This is a genomic window from Sporosarcina sp. P32b (genome assembly GCF_002743335.1).
Lineage (GTDB): Bacteria > Bacillota > Bacilli > Bacillales_A > Planococcaceae > Sporosarcina.
In genome coordinates this window covers 31,669-51,173 of the sequence record NZ_PDZB01000013.1, presented here as the reverse complement: position 1 = coordinate 51,173, position 19,505 = coordinate 31,669, and the positions used below count along the sequence as shown (strand labels likewise).

Below are 19,505 nucleotides of genomic sequence, written 5' to 3'. Positions count from 1 at the left end.
TAGATATTATTTGGGAGGTGTTTGGTTTAAATGAATATTGAACCAAAAGAGTTATTGTTAAAAATGAAAGAGCATGACTTTATTTATGACGCTGCAGTCGGCAAAATGGTCAATAAGAATTATCAGGAAGATAAGGCTTATGTGTTTAAAATATTGGACTTACTTTATGAAAATTTCCACAAGGTTAGATTTGTAGATGATTTAAGTGAAAGTGTAATTGGCAAAGGTAAATGGGCTGTTTTAATTTCTCAAAAATTTGCAATGGTAGATAAAAGAATTCCCATTCCCCAAGTACCTTTTCACTTAAAATATGATGGTAAAGATGACCTATCCATAAAGGCTAAGCACTCATATTTTATGCTCATTGGATTTTTTCAAGAATCAGATGATGAGATATATGTATCTTTGAATTTTAAGAATGAAGAATACAGGAAGATGTACAAGAAACTCGTGAAAAATCAGACATTAGTATAAATTTTGACAGCCTTTAAGATCATTTTGGTGAATTCCTCGATAAAGTAAAATAAAGCGAAATCGAAGTGGCTTTATTGCTACTTCTTTTTCGCTGTAAAATACCTAGTTTATATCTAATATACATGCATCCTGCATTCACTTCCTAGTACCTGCGCACCGAACCTTCATAATTGTTTGAACTTTAGTTTTTATTATAATATTAATGTTAGTTTTTCACACAGATACCTTCTACTAACAGGAAAAGACCAGCATTCACCTTTGTCATTAACATTATCCTGATTTTTGAAATACTAATAAAAGTTATTATGACAAATCTAATTATTTTCTCTCATTTTTTAAATACAAATCTTTTGCTAATCTCATCATATTTCTCTTTTAATAAAAGCTTACCATCAACTTCAACTTTATTGTAACTTTCCTTAGCATTTAAATGTTTAAGATTCTCAGACACAATAGAAAAGAAAGTTTGCTTATTCTCTTCAAAAAAATATGTTTCAATGGCATTAAACATTTCAGTTGCATTATCTCCTGAAATCTCATTTTTAATAAAAGAATCCATACAAAACGGAAATTCATACGTTCCTTTTTGTCGTAACAAATTAAAATATATAAGATAATACGCTAAAAACTTTTTGTTTTTATCCATCCCACTACCTACTATTTTTTTAAAATCAAGAAATTGTAGTTCATTTAAGTCAGTACCCGTTAAAACATCCTTGATTTTAGAAACTAAATTATTATATTCATTTTCAATAGAATCTCTAAGCTCTTGTTTTTCTTTATTTAAATCTTTAATCGCTTTTCTTAAAACCTTAATTTGTTTCTCTAAACTAGACTTTAACAGAATCTGTTTATCAACCAAATTTTCCATTTCATTTACTGCCTCATTTTTAGCAGATGCCTTAACGTAATCATCAATGGTCAATAATTCTTTTGATTTTTGAATTTCGTTGTTAATTTTATCAACTTCAGCATCTATAGTATTCCTTTCAGTTTTAATTTCTTTAATATCATTAGTTAATTTTTCAACTTCTCTTTCTATAGTATCTTTTAAAAGTGAGATTTCAAAATAATTATTAGATAGATCAAGTCTTGTTAAAGATTTTTCAGTCGTTAATGTAGAATGACAATATGTACATTCAGCCTCTATAGAACGATATCTTTTTTTATTCATTTTTAAAAGTTCTTCTAGTTCAGATAAGTTTTGTTTTTGTACATCCAACATTTCTTGCTTATTTAATAACTTCATTTTATATTTAGTCATTTGAGTATTAAAATCGTTTAACATGCGTAAGTATCTATTGATATCGCTTTGTAGTGCATCTTTATCAATTTTCACTACGCTTGGTATTTCTAATATCTCTTGTTTATATTCATTCACTACTTTCAAAAAGTTGGTTATTGTAGACTCTGTTGTATTTTTCTTTTTAGTTACATTAGTCAAATCATTTTTTAGCTTTGTTACTTCTTGAGTAGATAAGGAAAATATAGCTTCAAATATATCTTTAGGTATACGAGAATATTGTCCCAATGTATCTGATACTTTTCTGTACATGACCCCATCCCATGAATCATCCTGATCAATATAAAATGGTAAAATTAATGCAGACGAGTATGCGCTATGTAATTTTTTTGTATGCACATTAGCTAATTTCATATGGATATTTAGTTTATTACTAATCCATTCCGAGTATTCCTTCACATTCATAGACTCAGCTACGTCATTTACTCTAAAAACATCCTTTTGTCTAGTAATGGTATAATATGAATCATCAATTATCACCTTTATTTGGAAATACATATCATCAATAATCCATCCGCTTGGAAATTGCCGTACATCAAATCCTAATGTATAATACAATGATTTTAAGAGACTTGACTTCCCTTTAGTATTGCCTTTACTTACTATAAGATTAGCTCCTTTATCAAACTCAAAAGTCTGAGCCTCTTTAGCCTTAAAATCAATAATTGAAAAGGATTCTATTATCATTGATTCTACACCTCCCCCAACTCACAAAAACAATCTATTGCTAAAGCAATGGAGAGTTCTGTGTCTACTTCAGTTGCTATTAAGCCTCTTAGATAACCAATAGCTTCTTCATCCGTACTATTCATAATTAAGTTAATGTCTACCTGTTGTTTAATTTCTTCTTTCAGGTTTTGGTGTAGTAACGGTATATGTAACTTAATATTTCTAATCTTTCTTTTCATAATAGTATTGATTGATAAATTGTTTAAAACTTCATCAAACATCTCTTTTTGTTGAACATTAGCAAATACTCTCCTTAAATAATCTCCCTGAATTACTTTTCTCTCAATATCATTATCAGTTTGGATGATGATTTCGCTTTTTTGATCTATTTCTAATGATAATTCTCCTAAAACAACTCTGGCTCTTTCATTAGTAACTAATAGATTTTCAGTAACCATTTCCCCTTTTAGTACCGTTAAAGCACTGTCCAAATCATTAGAAAAAGGGGTTATATAAATAAATTGGTTATTTAGTCTGTTTTTTTGATTTTCATCTAAATTCAACGAACTAATAAAATCTTGCTTTTGTTCGACCGAAAATCCTAGTACCGTTGAAACGAGTGTTCCATTTCGTTTAATCAATTCAGATTTAGTTGTATTAGCTAAGTCCCAAAGAAAAATTTTTCTTTTATCCGAATCTTCTCCTGGTAACATATTCTTTTCAACGATAGAAGCTTTTCCACTAGTTTTAGATTTTAATTTTCCTATGGAAAGCTTTTTAGTTCCTTTTACTTGGACATAATAAATTTCGTTATCTAAATGAATTTCAAAATCTTCTTTCGATTCAGGTATAACTTTGAAATTTTTTTTTTCAAAATGATGAATAATTACATGAATAATAGAAGCCTTTTGATAGTTAAATCCTTTAATTGCAATTGCACCACCATTATCAATTGCACTCATTACATCCCTCCTAGTAAAATTACTCTTATTTACATAATAGCAGTTTCCGAAATAGGTTGACACATGAAGTCCCAAATAACGTTTTAAATTTGATTTTGGTATTCTTACTTTATTTTAGCGCACCCGTGCATCACTCAACTCCGATACTATTTTGAATCGTTTCTAAGGTGTATGATACAAAGTTACTTAATATTTATATTAAATAACTTTACGATAAAATTTCCTTTTTAAAAAAATGTGAGTTTAATTGGAATAATATTTTTTTTGCACCATTACTTTTTACTCAATAACCATTGCAAAGACATATCCTAAACATTACGTGTATACCAGAAAAATATTCTACTAATTTCTTTATATCACCTGCGAGTTCACTTAACGGCATTTCTTTCGCCCCTTTATGTGCTTCAATCGGTTCTCCTGAAACCGGGTCTACAATAACAAAAATAGACGACGGTTTTTCAACGTCTATATGATCCCGTAGATTCTGAACCTCAATTTTTTTGTTATAATGTTTTTCGGATTCCTTCCGTTTTTGATTTGATTCACCAAAATCAGAGTATCGAAAATAAGTACTACTATCATCATACTTCTTAATATGATCCACTATTTTTCTATTATCAGGATTAATAATCACCGAAAGTGGCTACGACGATTTTTTTCTCAATTCATCTTCATTCTCTATTACTAACTTTTCAAAATATCCATATAATGTGGAGATAAAATGACTTCTAGTCATTTTATTCCATTTAATTTCCCCTTTAGAATCCTCGTACATAATATAGGGTTCTCGTGAGTCAAAAGGAATATTCCCTTCTTTGTAGTCCAACTTTAATTTTTTATGAATGATTACAATTAGTGATTTTAAATAAAGCTCAATAGAATGCCTATATAAATAAAGGTTAGGTAATAAACCAGCCGTATTTTTATTTGGGTTATTATCCCACAAAAAGTCAGCTGTGTCGTTAAAGTTAGATGCATGAAATCCAAAACCAAAATCTATATGAGTATTAGGATCGGTAAACATATAATTCATTTTAAAATACCTCTTTTCACATTTGTATTATTTCATTTTTTCGAGTATCTACTCGTCCAGCAGTTCCTTTTTATTAAGTTCTACATTTGATGTAAAGTAAAGGATTCAAAGAGTATCGATTATATTTCTTGTTTCACTATCACCGATTTAAAAAATGGTAGCAAAACTAATTCTATTATTTCAATGCCAGGGTACTAATAACAACTTTTTAAACTAGTCATATAGTCGGCTGATTTATTTTATTTATATAATAATTTATGATCCCGTAGATGATATCTTATAAACCTGAATAACCCTGTAAAGACTCTATCACAATCTTCTGCTCTTCTATCTGCTTCTCGAACTCCCGCTTCTCTTCCCCACTAAGCCGATACTTCGAAGCATACTCCGCAATCTCTTTCATCTCATACAACCGCTTCTCTATCTCTTCCAAAACCCGATCATGCTGTTTAACCTGCTCCAGTTGTTCTTTCAACCACTCGATTTCTTCTGAGTTATCCTTCATTTGCTGTACCTCCTCTACACTTTCATACCAGTTCTACTTTCAGATTATAATTAGCTATCTATTCTCAACCATTATATAATAAGAACACACATTCTTATCTTATAGGAGGGCTCACTATGACGATTGGAAAATTGATATACTCTACGAATTCACGATCTTACAGCTTTTTACTGGAAGATGGTAAAGCGGCAAAGGAACAATACAATGCCAATTGTAAGAACAGCAACGTAAAGAAAAATTCACTGCCTTCTTCTAATGAAAAATTAAACAGTCTGCTCTGCGCATTGCTGCTTGGCAGTGGACGTATTATATCTTCTACAACTAGCCACAAATATTTCCGATTCACTTTCCATACAAAACACAGTGAATGGGCTCATTCCTGCTATCAACAGTTACAATCCTATGTACCAGACTTTCTTATAAAGAAGGAACAAACCACAGATACCCGGAGTGAATTCGGCTTTACAGAGCGCGTGGTGATTGAATCTACTCCTTGTGCTACTGCTGAAGCATTATACTACGATTGGTATCAGAATGGCTTTAAGGGCATGCCTCTGGAGTTTGTTGAACAGCATATGACCGCTCAGACACTCGCGTGGTGGTACCAGGAATGCGGTCACTTGAAAGTGAAAGAAAACGGCACGCTGGAGAAACTGATTCTCTCCACCGAGCAATGGACCGAGGACGAGCTTCGGTTACTTCAATATGTAGTAAATATCAAATTCAATTTCCTGTTTGCGATAGACGGTCAACGAAGACTTATTCTCTATGACCAACTGCAAATCAAATATTTTCTAAGTATAGTTACACCATGGATCCATCCACTATTTTCTTATAAAATCAGGAATGTAGAAGTTCACAAGCCGGTTGCAAAACGGACAACGATACGACTTCCCAATCAAATATCTATTCCTGCACCTACTAAAGAAATCAATCAAATGATTCAGCAATATGCCTCTTCCATCCAAGTAACAAGAAACAACTTCCAAAGATTGAATTACGCGAGGCAAGAGAACAATGAATCGACACGCTATCAAGTGAGCCTGACTGAAAAAAACCAACACGTCCTGTGTTCCGTCCAAGCATCGACAGGTTTAACGTTAGGTGAGATTGTGCAAGAGTGCTTTCATCAGCATAACAGCCTTTCACCGCGACCGTTAAATACATTGAATGATCTATCAACTACTCAGCAAAATATCATACTCGGTTCTATTATTGGAGATGGCATGCTGACTCACATGTCTACAAAATCCAAAGGTATCAGAAGCACGTACAGCGAACATTTTTCTATTAAACAGAAGGATTACCGGGCATGGAAAGTGATGAAACTGGAGCCTTATCTCTCTTTTACTCTTAAAGGAGATGTGATTAGTTCACGAGTTAATGATCTATGGAGCGAGCTGGAAGCTGATTTTTATAGTGCTAAGGTAAAAGACAAATCACGAGTTAAGATACTATCAAGAACAAGACTTTCTAACTTGAACGATTTACACAGTATAGCCACTATTTATATGGACGATGGCTCACTATTGCTAACGAAACGGATAAATGATAATAATAAAAAGATATATATTACCCCTCACATCGCTCTCTATCTACAAAATTTCACTTTCGAAGAATTGAAAAATCTTGCACTACAGATTAAAAATTTAACACAAGCTGAATTTACCCTCACGAAACTACCAGATGGAAATGGTTATTATTTACGAACGTTCCGTACAGCAGATACCTTATTGTTTCTTCAAGATATTCATCCAGTTACCATCACTTGCCCAGCGATGAGCTATAAAACCAACTGGACGTATCGTTTCTATATGGAAACTCAGAGATGGCTTTCTGAATATCCTGATTATGAAGTCATGACTAGCTCTAGAGATAGAATGAGACCTTACACGACTAATGAAGTAGAGACGCTAAAACGCATGAAGCAACAAGGCTATACTATTCAGCAGATTGCCAATCAGCTAAAACGTAGTTACTGGTCGATAGTTTATAAAACTAAAGATTTACGAGATCAAAATTATATGTAAGAAAAAAGAGACTTCTTGAAAGAAGTCTCTTTTTATAGTTCTAATTAACCATTAACGTAATAGTTGTAGTACGCCCTGCGGCTGTTGGTTAGCTTGCGAGCAGTCCTATTGTCTCTAATAGGCTCAGACTATATCTCCATCCTTGTACCTAAATAACTAGGATGCTGGGCACTTCGAATGTCTATTGACACCCTACGGATTTCATCGTCATAGCGATTGCCTTAGACGGTATATCCTAGTCGTTGAACCTTCTCCAGAGTTTCCTCACAGGAGCTTGGCTGCTGATTGTCCAATTCCACTTTTTTTCAACCGTTCACGTTTGCCGTTTCCAGCTGCGTTGTCGGAAAGTGGACTTCAGGAGGTTCCAGCAATTCACCCAGTTATGCGTCCTATCCGTTACCGAATAGGCGTCCCTGAACCGTTTACCGTAGGAGTTGTAATACTCCGTTCGGAAGCTGGTTCGATTGAGAAAGCATTGCTTGTGCTGCTTGAGTTAAGATGTTGTTCTTCGTAAAGTCCATCATCTCTTTCGCCATCGTGCGAACATTAGCTTTCACTAATGACTAGACTATATCTTCACCCTCCACACTTCGGTAGGGGCCGGGCACTTCGGATTCACAAGATACTCAGCTTTGTGTTTCCTACGGATTTCATCACCATAGCTTAGCCTTAGATGGTCTATCCTAGTCGTTGAACCTTCTCCAGAGTTTCCTCACAGGAGCTTGGCTGCTGATTGCCCAATCTGCTCTTTTTTCAAGCATTCACGCTGACCGTTTCCAGTTACGTTGTAGCAAGAACAGTTTCAGGGGTTTCCAGCAATTCACCCGGTCATACTCTCTAACCGTTACCAGTTAGGACGACTGTGTCTGTTACTGCTTACGCAGCTATGACATAATCCACGTCACGGATGCGTGATTCTGCTGCTGTTAGGTTTTCGGAAGAAGTTCCGAGGTTGTTAATTGTGTGTTCTAGGCGGTTTTGTGTTGAACCCAACTTAGAACGTTCACCAGAGACTTTATCGATTGCTGCTTGTATTTTAGTTACTGCATTTGCAGCATTTTCATGAGTTGATACATCTAGTGCTTGTTCAGTAGTCGTACTATTTGTACCATTATTTACCGCCAAGTTTTCATTAGTAGTACCTGTAGTCGATATTCCCAAAGCTACCGAGCGCATATCTCCAATGTTTAACGTTAAACTTTGATCTTGGTTTGCACCAATTTGGAAATTTAGTGCTTGTTCTTGATTGACACCAGCAGTAACTGAAGCTGTTGGTGTACCCGTAACTCCCGATGCATCAATTTTATCAGCAGTTAAATCAGCATTAACACCGACATTTTTAGCTGTAATTATAAGTTCATTGCCTGAAACAGTCGCAGTGTATTTAGCACTGAACGCATCAGTGTCATTTAAAGCCGCTGCTCCTTTTGTTAGAGTAGTAGGTATATCAGTATCAAAGGCTATACTTTCACCCATAACTACAACAGACTCTGAAGTAACCATACCTGTTAAATCTACTTTCAGTGAAGCAGCAGATCCCGGTTCCGCTCCACCTGCTGCGTCAGTTTTTGATCCATTTAATAATTTTTGCGTATTGAATTCTGTTGTATTACCAATACGATTTATCTCAGAAGTCAATGAGTTGATTTCTTTTTGAACTTCTTGACGATCATTGCTTGTATTTGTATCATTACCCGCTTGTACTGCCAACTCACGCATACGCTGTAGAATATCATGAGTTTCATTCAAAGAACCTTCAGCAGTTTGAATTAGAGAAATACCATCTTGAGAGTTCTTAGCTGCCATATCCAAACCACGGATCTGACCTCTCATTTTTTCGGAGATTGCTAGTCCTGCTGCATCGTCTCCAGCTTTGTTGATCTTTAGACCTGAAGATAGTTTCTCAATGTTGTTAGCTGCCGCTGCGTTGTTTGAACCTAATTGACGGTGAGTGTTCATTGCTGCCATGTTGTGATTAATAATCATTATAATTTCCTCCTTGAGTGTTTGTTGGGTACACGTCCTTGTGTCCCTTATTTGTTTTACGGTTTTGAGCACCGGCCGGACGCTCTATGCCGCTTACACTACTAATATCGGATGCGTAACTAGAGTGTTTAGTGTTTTATTAAAAACTTTTCTATTTATTTGAAATGTGGAGATTAAGTGACTTGTACTACCTGTTTTAATGAAGTAACCACGATTCACTTGTTATCTTTTAAGTTTTTATACCAGTCAAGATCTAGCGTCAGTGATTCAGTATTGATTTCTTTAATAGACTGAATAAGTTCACCTCGTACAATTTCCACGGATTTAGGTGCTTCAATCCCTACCCGTACCGTGTCACCTTTTACTTCGAGGATCTTTACTTCTATATTGTCTGCAATTTTAATCGTATCGCCCACTTTGCGTGAGAGTACTAACATCTTATTCACTCTTTCCGCTAGTTGTTTTTTCTTTCATTTCATCCAACTTCTTTTCATCGATTGGATGTTTGATAAGATAGCGCTTATCATTTAATACCATTTGCTTTGCTTTTCTGTTTTTCGTTTGGATCAAAAGGGGAGCTTGCAAGTTAATTGTAGAATCTTCAAATGGTTCTCTAACGAAGACGATACCGAGCACCATTAGTTCTTCAGGACTTTTCACTTCTAGTAAGTCTACTGTTGGATCGTCTACTTTGATGTCATAGCCTTCTACGAACTTGTATGGATTCGCTACGACGAATGCCACGCCTGCTTCTTTCGTCGACTGCATGACTTGGAATTCCTGGTTATCACCGATTGGCAAAATGACGAATTCTTCTTCCTCTTCGAATCCGGGAAGTCCTTTCGGGAAGTGCCATGCTTTCGATAAATCTACTTCTATTTTACCGTGGAACTTGGTTGCGATTTCTTTTAGTTGTTGTGTCACTAGATTTCTCTCCTTTTTAACGTTGTGCTAGTTTATTACTCTTCGCTTTAATTATTAAACTTTCCAATCAATCTGTATCGATCCGTACTGTTGCATTTCTACAGATACTTTTCCAGGTGTGTAATTATGGACTGGTTTATTTATTTGTGCATCGATTTTCGGTTTCTGTGGAGTTACGTTAATGTCCAGTGAACCAGACGTAATATCTGTTTTGATTTTTGTCCAATCCCCTACAAATTTTACTTGAAGTTCGGCCATCGGTTTCTCTGTATTTTGCTTCACAATATCCGCTATCGTTGAACCATTTTCAATCTTCATGAGTTGTTGACCTTCTTGTGCACGACGAGCTGCGCCTTCTTGTGCTTTTTGCATGCCGTATTGGGCATTTTCAGCCGTCCGACGAAATACACTTTTCATATCGATGTCTGCCCGATTCTCTGTTGTGTCGAGTGATAGTTGCGGTCGGGTTGTCGTCATTTCTAAAACAGCAGCAGGTTGTTCAATACTTAGAGTAGCTTTTGGTTGTTGAATCTCTTGAACTGGTTTCGCCACTTGCAGATCAATCTTTGCAGGCGTCGTTTGGATTTGAAGCTGTGGAATGTTCACTTCTATCACTCCCTTACTTTCTTATATAAAAATAGCGGACACTTGCTCAGTGTCCGCCACATCTTTTAGCGTAGGAAATCCATTAAAGAAGGTTGCATGATTCTAGCGCCAACTGACAATGTTGCACGATGGATCGATTCCGATGTAATCAAATCCGTAATCGTTTTTTCATAATCAACATCTTCGTTTTGAGAGCGTTGTTTCTTCGCTGCGCCTTCTTGCATTTCTAAGCGATTATGCATAAGTTCTGCTCGGTTGGAACGAGCGCCGACGTCTGCACGTTTTGAAAGAACGACATCCATATGACTATCAATATCATTAATTAGTTTTCCAAAACTTTCTCCTGTAGCAGTGGAACCTGTAGCTGTAAGATCTTTTACTTTATCCAACATAGTATCAATATCTTTAAACATTTTACTTACATCGGTACTGACTCGTAAGCTTATGCCGTCAAACACTTCTATTTCTACGTTTTTAGAAAATGAATCTCCATCTTCAAACGTACCCTTATCCTTATTAAACAGTGGTTGATCCGTCATACTACCGCTGAATATATGCTTGTCGCCGACTTTAGTATTGGCCATGTCTTGTAAGTGCTCACGGAGCTGACCAATTTCTGTTTCAATTGCTTTTCTATCCGTCTCTGTCATCGTGCCAGTATTGGAAGCATTTGTTGCCAGCTCTTTCAAACGATGTAAAACTTGTCCTACCCCATCCAACGCATCATCCGAACTATCCAGCCAGTTATTCACCTCGCCCATATTCTTTTGAAATTGCTCCACCTTGTCGACTTGCATACCATACCCCATACCCTTCATGACGACGACAGGATCATCGGATGGACGGGTAACTTTTTTCCCTGTATTGAGTTGTTCTTGTAATTTCCCCATATTATTATAACTGCTTGACAAGTTACGCAGCATATTTTGAGATAACATAGATTGTGTTACACGCATGAAGATTCCTCCTTAATTATCTACCGACCGTACCCATGCCGTTGATGATTTTGTCTAGCGCTTCATCCATCACGGTGATCATTCGGGCAGATGCGTTGTATGCTTGTTGGAAACGGATCATGTCGGTCATTTCTTCGTCGAGTGACACCGTACTGATTGAGTCACGGCGATTCGAAACAGCTAACAGCAATACGCCTGAGCTTTCGGTCATTTTTATTGCTTGTTGTCCTTCGACACCTAATTGTCCGATTGCTTGAGCATAATAACTTTGAACGCTTGAACCTTCTAGTCCCGGTAACTTCGCAAAGAATACATCGCCAAGTTTTTTTGCGTTTTGACCGTTACCGACTTCCGCGCCTGTTTTTGAATCGGACGCCGCCAGTTTATTCGGATCTTTTCTAATCTCATTATTTACTACAATATTACTTGCGCTAAATTCGGTTGCACCAGTAGGTAAAACAAAGAAAGGCTGCCCTTTTACACCTGTTGAATCTGTACCATCTTCATGAACCGCATTAAACGCTTTCGCAAACTCATTCGCCATTTTGTCTAACTTAGCAAGCATTTCAGGATACAGTCCTTTTACTTGATTACCATCTTGATACCCGTATGAATCCACAAGTGATTTCAATTCTCCACTTTTGACCATATCGGTAACAGACAGCTTACCGTCAGAAGGATTCTCAATCGGTCCCCCTGTAAATGTGAAGCCTGTCATAGGATCTGGAAATGGTTGGTCTGGATCGTTTCCATCCACAGTGAGTTCTGCAACTTTGTCTTTTTGTACTACAGTTATCGTTTGTCCTGGAACATTCGTTTTGATTTTAACGGTTACCGTACCTTCTGAAATCGCAAGAGCACGTCCGCCAGTTTTCTCATAGCTCGTTTCAATCGGTACATAGCTAGACAACTTATCTAGTAAACCGTCACGCGCATCATAGAGATCATTCGGTAAATAGCCATTCGGTTCTACCGTAGCGATTTGTTTGTTTAATTCTCCAATTTGACTCAGCAACGAGTTAATATCATTCGTGCTAAAGTCAATTTCATCGCCTAGATTTCCTTTAATTTCGGAAACCGACTTATGAATATAGTTAAACGAGTCAGCTACCGCCACTCCACGCTCGACAACGACCGCACGTGCGCCACCATTTTCCGGATTCGCTGCAAGCGTCTGCAATGACTGCCAAAAATCGCTCATAGACTTCTGTAAACCATACTCGGAAGGTTCGCCAATTGCGTCTTCCATTTGCGCTACGGCATTCGTACGCGATTCCCAGTAGCCTAGCTTCGTCGATTCACTACGAAACTGATGATCGACAAACGAATCACGAATCCGCTGAATACTTCCCGCTTCTACGCCTGTCCCAAGAAATCCTGGCATCGTTCCCGCGTTCATTCCTACCCCAGGAAATCCAGAAGTCGCCTGCATGTTCACGCGCTGACGTGAGTAGCCAGGTGTATTTGCGTTGCCTACGTTATGCCCCGTCGTATAAAGAGCGGATTGCTGTGTGTACAATCCGCGTTTGCTAGTTTCAAGTCCCATGAATGTCGAGCGCATGTTGTGTCCTCCTTAAGCTTGGGAGTCGAATGACGAGAGCTTCGTTTTCGCTCCGCTTTGTGACTGCCCTTGTACTTCGTTTTTCGAATAGTTGACGGTTTCCGGACGCGGACGGACCATGTCCAGCGATAGATTCACAAATTGAAGAGATTGATAGGTCAGTTGCTGATTGAGTTCATTCTGCTGTTTCAACTCATGAATCGCATGCAGGAGACGGTCCTTCGCCTCTGCTAACTGTTCTTTGTCCGGAATGCTTGCTAGTTCAATTAAATGCGTCATCGTTGGTTCAGCAGGTACTGCACGTCCTTGTGCGGCTATATACTGCTTCACTTCCTGTACGCGCTTTTGGTCCATTTGCATAATAGCTGCAAGGTGCGCTTGCTCCTCCTTCAACAGCTGGTCAATCCCGTCGACGTCACCGCTTTTTAGCAGTGCGGTCTTGTCGTTCGACAGACGGAGCAAGCTCGTATGCAGTTTTTCTAGGTGATTGAGCGTTGTCAAAATCGGTTCAATGGACATGTGTAACCCTACTTTCCTTCTGGCTTATTGAAATACGACAGCATGCTGGAAGCGAGTTTGCTCGCATCTACTTGATAGTCTCCAGATTGAACTTGCGCTTTCAGTTCCTGTACACGTTGTTGTCTTGCAGACTCAATCGGTGAAGCGGCGGATAACTTTTTCGCTTCTGAAGAAATCTCGAGCTTATCTGTTTTCACTTGCGCGGCTTGCTTCGCCTGATCCACTTTCATTTGCTGGTTGCGGTACGGGTTGACGGCTTGTGGTTTAAATCCATCTATTTTCATACGTCTCGCTCCTTTCAATTCTTATGGTAGATTTGGGTCCTACTCTTTACTTCGGCAGATTTCAAGAAGTTTTTAGAGGCTTTTGTACGAAAAAGCGAGCAGTACGAACTGCTCGCTTCGTATTGTACCCTCAACGGTCTTTTTGTGCGTAATATGTGCCTCGCTCTTGAGCTTTGATCGCTTCACGCAGCTCTTGCGCTGCATCAAATGTCCGCAAATCGGATTGAATCTCATCCGTACATTTGGCACAGATCTTCCCTGTCGATGTTAATGCGCCACATTTATCACATGGATAACCAAGGTTCGGGAACAATGCCGGTTGCAATCTTCCTTTACGCACCCAGCGATGCAGTAATTCCTGTGTGACACCTGTTACTTCAACGATCCGATCGATATTCGCGGCACGATTCTCCCGTTTGCGTAAAAACCGATACACCGTTTCATACATTTGCTCTTCCGCTTGCGCACACGTTCCACATACATCCCGAAGGCCCGTGTAATTAAACATACTGCCACATGTCGGACAATTTCTTACTTCCGCCATTACTCTCACTTCTCTCTCATAGGTCTGAACAACGTCACAGCTTCCACTCGATGTACGCCGCGCTGTTTCAACGCTTCAGCTGCGTGACGCAATGTCGTGCCAGTCGTATAAATATCGTCAACAAGCACATAGATTGCTTCATTACTATCTATATCGGCTGTTACGCGAAATAGTTCAGTCATCGCAAGACGTTCGCTACGAGATTTTTCACCCATCACCGATTCCGTCGTTTTTTCAAGTAATGACTGATACGGAATCTTCGCCGCTTCTAGCAACGCATCCACTTGCGAAAAGGTTCGTTTCCTTTTATTGATGGGATGCATCGGAATCGGTACGACAATCTTTTTGGAGTCGTTCAGTACACTACGTAATGAAGGCGAGAAGATTTGCGCGAGCGCGACGTCTTGCATGAACTTGAACTGATGCAAGTACTCTCTCGCTGCTTCATTGTATGCATAGAGTGAATGAACAGAATCGAGTCGATCGTCTTCTATGACCTGGTCAATGCGTTCAAACTTTTCGAGACAAGTGGGACAGGCGGAAGTGTCTTGTTGAATGCCGAGGAAGTGTTGCCAAGTGGGCTGGTAGTCTAGGGATTTGTCGCATAGCAAGCACGTCATTGCGGCACCTCCGTGCGGTTCAGCTTACGGATTTCCCGTTTCGCTTCGTCCATAGCATGTGTGATGCCTTGATGAAACAGTACAAAGTCACCTGACGTGTTCGGTACAGAGCGTCCTACTCGTCCACCGATTTGAATCAGCGCGCCTTTATTGAAAATCGTTTGCTCCGCTCCCACAACCGCCACTTGCACATTCGGTATTGTAATCCCTCGCTCCAGAATCGTCGTCGTTAACAAGCCAGGAATTTCTTTCTGCCTTAGTAACTGCACGCGTTGTTTGCGATCCTCATGTTCTGCATGGACGGCACAAATTCGTTCGTCGAGCTTCTGAAATAACGGTTCAGCCAGTTCCATCAGTTCAATCTGATGAAAGAAAATGAGAAACGGTTGCTGTTTGTCGAGACGTTCCGTTGTCCAGCGCAGTAATTTCGCTGGAATCCGTTTCTTTTTCAGCTGTTTGTCGTAATTCCAGAGCGCAACGCTTCGCGGGACAGGTAGTGGCTGTCCGTGATAACGTCTCGCGAGAATGGATATGTTGCCTTGCTTTTTATTCATCGCAAGCAACTGACTAGAAGGCGTCGCCGTGACGAAATGAATCGGTGCGTTAGGTTTTGCGGCTTTCCTGACTGCTCGCTGTAACGTTTCATCCGCTGTATACGGAAACGCATCGGCTTCGTCAACGAAGATCACGTCAAACGCCTCGTGAAAGCGATAGAGCTGATGGGTCGTCGCAAGGATTAATTGCGCATCGAAATGTTCTACTTCTGCCCCACCATATAACGCTTCTATTCTAGTATCAGGAAAGGCAGTCGTTAACCGCGGCAATAGCTCCAAAATGACGTCGACTCGAGGCGCCGCGAGACAGACCCGCTTGCCTTCATTCAATACATAATGAATCGGCTGAAACAACATTTCCGTCTTGCCCGATCCGCACACCGCATAGAGTAAATGAGATACGCCTTGTTTCGTACTGTCGAGCAACTCACGCGTCGCTTTCTGCTGAGAAGGGGTTAAATTCCCTTGCCAGTTCATTCGGTGTTGAGTCGGGAATGCGGGTAGCGTGCCTGTCCACGTAAGTAATTCTGAACAACACGACACCCGCCCCATGTTGAGACAGTTTCTACAATAAGCGCACGGTGCTTCGCATTGCGCACACGTAAATACAGTGAAGCGTGTTGGGTTTTCATTATGACAACGCTGACAAGTATAGTGCGTGCCGTGCCATGTCTTTTTTGACGTGACGCCTTGTTCTATATGAATCTCACCTTGACGAATTGCTTCATCAACGGTTTCTTCTGGGAATGGCATAAGATGACGCAACCAAATGCGCCCTGCCAAGAATTGCTTGAGTTGGTGTCGTTCGGACATGCAGTTCCCCCTGTTCAGGTTCCGCGTCGTTTCACCCAACCGAGTCCCATCGCCCCTTCACCAAGATGCGTGCCGATGACCGGGCCAAAGTGGCTGATCGTGAAATCGACGTTCGGATGTTTTTCTTCTAACTGTTTCTTCCATTCTACTGCGTCGTCATAGCGATTCGCATGGATCACTGCCGCGTCGAGCAATTGATTCTTGGCGTCTTCCGACAATAAATCCGAAATACGCTTCATTGCTTTTCTCGCTGTCCGGATTTTTTCAAACGGTACGATAATTTTGTCTTCGAAATGCAGGACAGGCTTCACTTGTAGCAGTCCGCCAACTAACGCCTGTGCTCCGGATAAACGGCCGCCACGTTGCAGATGCGATAAGTCGTCCACCATGAAATAGGCTCTGACGTCTTTCTGCATTTCTTTCAATTCTTCAATGATTGCACGTGGATGTACGCCTTCATTCGCAAGCTGCGCTGCACGAATCGCGTAAAAGCCTTGGGGATAGGCTGAAATTTCTGAATCAAACGGTAACACTTCTAGGTCCGGCACGAGCTCGGCAGCTTGAATTGCACCCATATACGTTCCGCTGATGCCACTCGATAGGTGGATCGTAATGACCGCGTCGTAGTCTTTCGCGAGTTCACTAAATAGCGCTTCAAAGTCGCCGATTGCGGGCTGTGATGTTTTCGGTAGCGGGCCTTTGCCGCGTACCATGTCGTAGAATGCTTCGGTTGTGATGTCGGCGTCTTCTTTGAATTCTTTGCCGTCTATAGTTACGAGTAACGGGATGGTATGGATCCCGAGTTCTGCTTTTATGTCATCCGGCAAATACGCCGTCGTGTCTGTCACAATCGCTGTTTTCAATATGATCAACTCCTGTTACTTATTCTACCTGAAATCGGTGGAGTTGGCATCTGTGAAGGGGGGAATTGAAGTGGTTAGGCTGAAATGCTGTACGTGTGGGGATTTGCGCTCTGGGCGGACGCTTTCCCATGGGCTCGGCTTGAGTCGCCGCCCTCCGCTCCAATCCTACTTTTAGTTGGGTGGCACCTACTGTCGTTCATTGAAATTGGTATTGAATTCTAGTTCAAGTGCATATATCAAGAGATTAAGTATGAACGGCAATGTTCCTACTCACTACTGCAACAATGAAACCCAACAAAAACTAAAGAAACAGCAATAGGTAAGGGATGGGGGTGGAAGATGGTCGACTCTGGGAGGATCAGACCGATCAGGTGAAACAACCAAAGGGAGCGCAGCGACCTGGTTGGTTCACCGCGGTCCCTCCAGAAAGCGTACCATCTGGAACCCCCATCCCCTTCCACTATCCCACGTGAAGCTACTCTTCAATTAAAGAATTCACATTAGTGAAGAGGTGTGGAAGGCGGCGACTCAGGGAGGACCAGCCCGACAGGTAAGACAACTAAGAGAACGCGGTGAACAGTTGGCTTACCGCGGGCCCTCCCGAACGCGTCCGCCTGGAACGCAGCGTAACGATGCCCTTCCCCTTCCACTCTCTAAAACTGACGAAGTAACTCTTTCATGCTATCTTGTAACTAGACTGTACACTTCAAGGAGGCGTTTGATTATGCAGGGGATTATCTATGAACAGCGGGACGCGGTAGCGTATGTGACGTTAAACCGGCCGGAATCGATGAATGCGTTTAACTTTCAACTGTTGCTCGAGCTTGGGCAAGTCGTTGAAGGAATTCGAATCGATCCCGACGTACGGGCAGTAGTATTTACAGGTAGCGGCGACAGAGCGTTTAGTGTGGGAGCTGATTTGAAAGAGCGAAAGACGTTGACTGAATCAATGGTGCGACGGAATTTGAATAAAATTGGCGACGTCTTTACGATGATTGACCAGTTGCCACAGCCTACGATTGCGGTCATTAATGGCTTCGCGTTTGGTGGCGGTATGGAGCTTGCGTTAGCTTGTGATTTCCGGATTGCCGCGGACAGTGCAGTGATGGGACTGACCGAAACGGGGCTGGCGATTATTCCAGGGGCTGGCGGGACGCAGCGGTTGCCTCGTTTAATTGGTGAATCCAAAGCGATGGAATTGATTCTGACAGCTCGACGCGTGTCCGCTGAAGAAGCGTTGCGGATTGGCATGGTGACGCAAAAAGCGCCTTCGGATACATTGAATGAAGTCGTAAATGCGTTTGTGGATTCATTACTCGCGAACGGACCAATTGCAATTCAGCAGGCGAAGTTTGCGATCAAGCAAGGGATGATGGCGGACTTGCAGACGGGGCTTGCGATCGAGCGTAAGGCGTATGAGATGACGTTGCCGACAGAAGATCGTGTGGAGGCGTTGGTTGCCTTTTCAGAGAAACGGAAGCCTGTATTTAAGGGGAAATGAGTGTTTTTGAGGGATGAAACGTGATGGATTGAGGTTCATAGTGTGGTGAATTAGGCGTTCGATCGGCTTGTTAGAGCGGTTGGACGTCTTTATTGAGCGGTTAAATGGGGGGATAGAGCACTCACGGTAAAGTATGAGCGGATAACACATTTGATAGAGCGGCAGCCGAGTTAGATAGAGCGGATCTAGACCAACTATGAGCGCGGCCCGGCCACTGTCCCTTCTATAAGCAATTGATTCGTCCTAAGCTTCACAGCATGATCGATAGAGCGGATATACGTCTGCATTGAGCGGTTAAATGGGTGGATAGAGCACTCACGGTAAAGTATGAGCGGATAACACATTTGATAGAGCGGCAGCCGAGCTAGGTAGAGCGGATCTAGACCAACTATGAGCGCGGACCGGCCACTGCCCCTTCTATAAGCAATTGATTCGTCCTAAGCTTCACAGCATGGTCGATAGAGCGGATATGCGTCCTCATTGAGCAGTTAAACGGTTAAATAGAGCGCTCACAGTAAAGTATGAGCGCATAACACGCTACATAGAGCGGCAGCCGAGCTAGATAGAGCGGATCTAGACCAACTATGAGCGCGGCCCGGCCACTGTCCCTTCTATAAGCAATTGATTCGTCCTAAGCTTCACAAATATGATCGATAGAGCGGATAAACGTCTGCATTGAGCAGTTAAACGGTTAAATAGAGCGCTCACAGTAAAGTATGAGCGGATAACACGCTACATAGAGCGGCAAACGAGCTGTATAGAGCGGATCTCAGCCAACTATGAGCGCAGCACAGCACA

21 protein-coding genes are annotated in these 19,505 nt (G+C 40.7%); 3 read left to right on the top strand and 18 right to left on the bottom strand.

Going from position 1 to position 19,505, the window contains the following annotated elements:
• Nucleotides 1-30 precede the first annotated feature (30 nt).
• Nucleotides 31-474: a hypothetical protein gene (locus CSV64_RS10255; RefSeq protein ID WP_099634873.1), complete on the top strand. Its 444-nt coding sequence runs from the start codon at nucleotides 31-33 to the stop codon at nucleotides 472-474.
• Nucleotides 475-802: 328 nt separating this feature from the next.
• Here CSV64_RS10255 and CSV64_RS10250 read toward each other — a convergent pair whose 3' ends face one another.
• From CSV64_RS10250 to CSV64_RS10230, 5 genes are all read right to left on the bottom strand, one after another.
• Nucleotides 803-2,464: a coiled-coil domain-containing protein gene (locus CSV64_RS10250; RefSeq protein ID WP_099634872.1), complete on the bottom strand. Its 1,662-nt coding sequence runs from the start codon at nucleotides 2,462-2,464 to the stop codon at nucleotides 803-805.
• Between the two features lie 5 nt (nucleotides 2,465-2,469).
• Entirely contained in the window at nucleotides 2,470-3,408 is a 939-nt protein-coding gene (locus CSV64_RS10245) for a dsDNA nuclease domain-containing protein (protein ID WP_099634871.1), read from the bottom strand.
• Nucleotides 3,409-3,691: 283 nt separating this feature from the next.
• A complete protein-coding gene (locus CSV64_RS10240; protein ID WP_099634870.1) occupies nucleotides 3,692-4,042 on the bottom strand; it encodes a hypothetical protein in 351 nt (116 codons plus the stop codon).
• 9 nt (nucleotides 4,043-4,051) lie between these two features.
• Complete coding sequence (locus tag CSV64_RS10235) at nucleotides 4,052-4,441, bottom strand: hypothetical protein (RefSeq protein WP_099634869.1); 390 nt, start codon at nucleotides 4,439-4,441, stop codon at nucleotides 4,052-4,054.
• A gap of 277 nt (nucleotides 4,442-4,718) precedes the next feature.
• Complete coding sequence (locus tag CSV64_RS10230) at nucleotides 4,719-4,946, bottom strand: hypothetical protein (RefSeq protein WP_099634868.1); 228 nt, start codon at nucleotides 4,944-4,946, stop codon at nucleotides 4,719-4,721.
• A gap of 116 nt (nucleotides 4,947-5,062) precedes the next feature.
• Between CSV64_RS10230 and CSV64_RS10225 the strand changes: the two genes are divergently transcribed.
• Nucleotides 5,063-6,976, top strand: a complete 1,914-nt coding sequence (locus CSV64_RS10225) for a hypothetical protein (protein ID WP_099634867.1) — start codon at nucleotides 5,063-5,065, stop codon at nucleotides 6,974-6,976.
• 422 nt (nucleotides 6,977-7,398) lie between these two features.
• On the opposite strand, the gene CSV64_RS10220 is transcribed toward CSV64_RS10225, so the two are convergent.
• The 13 genes from CSV64_RS10220 to CSV64_RS10160 form a co-directional block, all read right to left on the bottom strand.
• Nucleotides 7,399-7,500, bottom strand: a complete 102-nt coding sequence (locus CSV64_RS10220; protein WP_369823530.1) for a flagellin — start codon at nucleotides 7,498-7,500, stop codon at nucleotides 7,399-7,401.
• A gap of 352 nt (nucleotides 7,501-7,852) precedes the next feature.
• A complete protein-coding gene (locus tag CSV64_RS10215; protein ID WP_099634866.1) occupies nucleotides 7,853-8,962 on the bottom strand; it encodes a flagellin N-terminal helical domain-containing protein in 1,110 nt (369 codons plus the stop codon).
• A gap of 215 nt (nucleotides 8,963-9,177) precedes the next feature.
• Nucleotides 9,178-9,399 carry a carbon storage regulator CsrA gene (gene csrA, locus CSV64_RS10210; RefSeq protein WP_099634865.1) on the bottom strand — a complete coding sequence of 74 codons (222 nt, stop codon included), beginning with the start codon at nucleotides 9,397-9,399 and terminating at the stop codon, nucleotides 9,178-9,180.
• Nucleotide 9,400: 1 nt separating this feature from the next.
• A complete protein-coding gene (gene fliW, locus CSV64_RS10205; protein ID WP_099634864.1) occupies nucleotides 9,401-9,886 on the bottom strand; it encodes a flagellar assembly protein FliW in 486 nt (161 codons plus the stop codon).
• 54 nt (nucleotides 9,887-9,940) lie between these two features.
• Nucleotides 9,941-10,492: a DUF6470 family protein gene (locus CSV64_RS10200; RefSeq protein WP_099634863.1), complete on the bottom strand. Its 552-nt coding sequence runs from the start codon at nucleotides 10,490-10,492 to the stop codon at nucleotides 9,941-9,943.
• A gap of 65 nt (nucleotides 10,493-10,557) precedes the next feature.
• The gene (flgL, locus tag CSV64_RS10195; RefSeq protein ID WP_099634862.1) at nucleotides 10,558-11,448 is read right to left on the bottom strand and encodes a flagellar hook-associated protein FlgL; all 891 of its coding nucleotides are present in this window, start codon (nucleotides 11,446-11,448) and stop codon (nucleotides 10,558-10,560) included.
• A 16-nt stretch (nucleotides 11,449-11,464) separates the two neighbouring features.
• Nucleotides 11,465-13,009, bottom strand: coding sequence for a flagellar hook-associated protein FlgK (gene flgK / locus CSV64_RS10190; protein WP_099634861.1), 1,545 nt, complete (start codon nucleotides 13,007-13,009; stop codon nucleotides 11,465-11,467).
• Nucleotides 13,010-13,021: 12 nt separating this feature from the next.
• Nucleotides 13,022-13,528: a flagellar protein FlgN gene (locus CSV64_RS10185; RefSeq protein WP_099634860.1), complete on the bottom strand. Its 507-nt coding sequence runs from the start codon at nucleotides 13,526-13,528 to the stop codon at nucleotides 13,022-13,024.
• An 8-nt stretch (nucleotides 13,529-13,536) separates the two neighbouring features.
• A complete protein-coding gene (gene flgM / locus CSV64_RS10180) occupies nucleotides 13,537-13,812 on the bottom strand; it encodes a flagellar biosynthesis anti-sigma factor FlgM (RefSeq protein ID WP_099634859.1) in 276 nt (91 codons plus the stop codon).
• Nucleotides 13,813-13,942: 130 nt separating this feature from the next.
• On the bottom strand, nucleotides 13,943-14,356 hold the full coding sequence (locus tag CSV64_RS10175; protein WP_099634858.1) for a TIGR03826 family flagellar region protein: 414 nt from the start codon (nucleotides 14,354-14,356) through the stop codon (nucleotides 13,943-13,945).
• Between the two features lie 5 nt (nucleotides 14,357-14,361).
• Nucleotides 14,362-14,976, bottom strand: a complete 615-nt coding sequence (locus tag CSV64_RS10170) for a ComF family protein (protein ID WP_099634857.1) — start codon at nucleotides 14,974-14,976, stop codon at nucleotides 14,362-14,364.
• Nucleotides 14,973-16,343, bottom strand: a complete 1,371-nt coding sequence (locus tag CSV64_RS10165; protein WP_233190483.1) for an ATP-dependent helicase ComFA — start codon at nucleotides 16,341-16,343, stop codon at nucleotides 14,973-14,975. Before CSV64_RS10165 ends, CSV64_RS10170 begins: the two co-directional genes overlap by 4 nt.
• Nucleotides 16,344-16,357: 14 nt before the next feature.
• Complete coding sequence (locus CSV64_RS10160) at nucleotides 16,358-17,206, bottom strand: DegV family protein (protein WP_099634856.1); 849 nt, start codon at nucleotides 17,204-17,206, stop codon at nucleotides 16,358-16,360.
• A 724-nt stretch (nucleotides 17,207-17,930) separates the two neighbouring features.
• On the opposite strand from CSV64_RS10160, the gene CSV64_RS10155 reads away from it, so the two are divergent.
• Nucleotides 17,931-18,707, top strand: a complete 777-nt coding sequence (locus CSV64_RS10155; protein WP_099634855.1) for an enoyl-CoA hydratase-related protein — start codon at nucleotides 17,931-17,933, stop codon at nucleotides 18,705-18,707.
• Nucleotides 18,708-19,505: the final 798 nt, after the last annotated feature.

Bases quoted from the DNA above. Each gene is read 5' to 3' on its own strand.
- CSV64_RS10255 (WP_099634873.1), top strand. From the start codon at position 31: ATGAATATTGAACCAAAAGAGTTATTGTTAAAAATGAAAGAGCATGAC.
- CSV64_RS10250 (WP_099634872.1), bottom strand. From the start codon at position 2,464: ATGATAATAGAATCCTTTTCAATTATTGATTTTAAGGCTAAAGAGGCT.
- CSV64_RS10245 (WP_099634871.1), bottom strand. From the start codon at position 3,408: ATGAGTGCAATTGATAATGGTGGTGCAATTGCAATTAAAGGATTTAAC.
- CSV64_RS10235 (WP_099634869.1), bottom strand. From the start codon at position 4,441: ATGAATTATATGTTTACCGATCCTAATACTCATATAGATTTTGGTTTT.
- CSV64_RS10230 (WP_099634868.1), bottom strand. From the start codon at position 4,946: ATGAAGGATAACTCAGAAGAAATCGAGTGGTTGAAAGAACAACTGGAG.
- CSV64_RS10225 (WP_099634867.1), top strand. From the start codon at position 5,063: ATGACGATTGGAAAATTGATATACTCTACGAATTCACGATCTTACAGC.
- CSV64_RS10220 (WP_369823530.1), bottom strand. From the start codon at position 7,500: ATGATGGACTTTACGAAGAACAACATCTTAACTCAAGCAGCACAAGCA.
- CSV64_RS10215 (WP_099634866.1), bottom strand. From the start codon at position 8,962: ATGATTATTAATCACAACATGGCAGCAATGAACACTCACCGTCAATTA.
- csrA (WP_099634865.1), bottom strand. From the start codon at position 9,399: ATGTTAGTACTCTCACGCAAAGTGGGCGATACGATTAAAATTGCAGAC.
- flgL (WP_099634862.1), bottom strand. From the start codon at position 11,448: ATGCGTGTAACACAATCTATGTTATCTCAAAATATGCTGCGTAACTTG.
- flgK (WP_099634861.1), bottom strand. From the start codon at position 13,009: ATGCGCTCGACATTCATGGGACTTGAAACTAGCAAACGCGGATTGTAC.
- CSV64_RS10185 (WP_099634860.1), bottom strand. From the start codon at position 13,528: ATGTCCATTGAACCGATTTTGACAACGCTCAATCACCTAGAAAAACTG.
- flgM (WP_099634859.1), bottom strand. From the start codon at position 13,812: ATGAAAATAGATGGATTTAAACCACAAGCCGTCAACCCGTACCGCAAC.
- CSV64_RS10175 (WP_099634858.1), bottom strand. From the start codon at position 14,356: ATGGCGGAAGTAAGAAATTGTCCGACATGTGGCAGTATGTTTAATTAC.
- CSV64_RS10170 (WP_099634857.1), bottom strand. From the start codon at position 14,976: ATGACGTGCTTGCTATGCGACAAATCCCTAGACTACCAGCCCACTTGG.
- CSV64_RS10165 (WP_233190483.1), bottom strand. From the start codon at position 16,343: ATGTCCGAACGACACCAACTCAAGCAATTCTTGGCAGGGCGCATTTGG.
- CSV64_RS10155 (WP_099634855.1), top strand. From the start codon at position 17,931: ATGCAGGGGATTATCTATGAACAGCGGGACGCGGTAGCGTATGTGACG.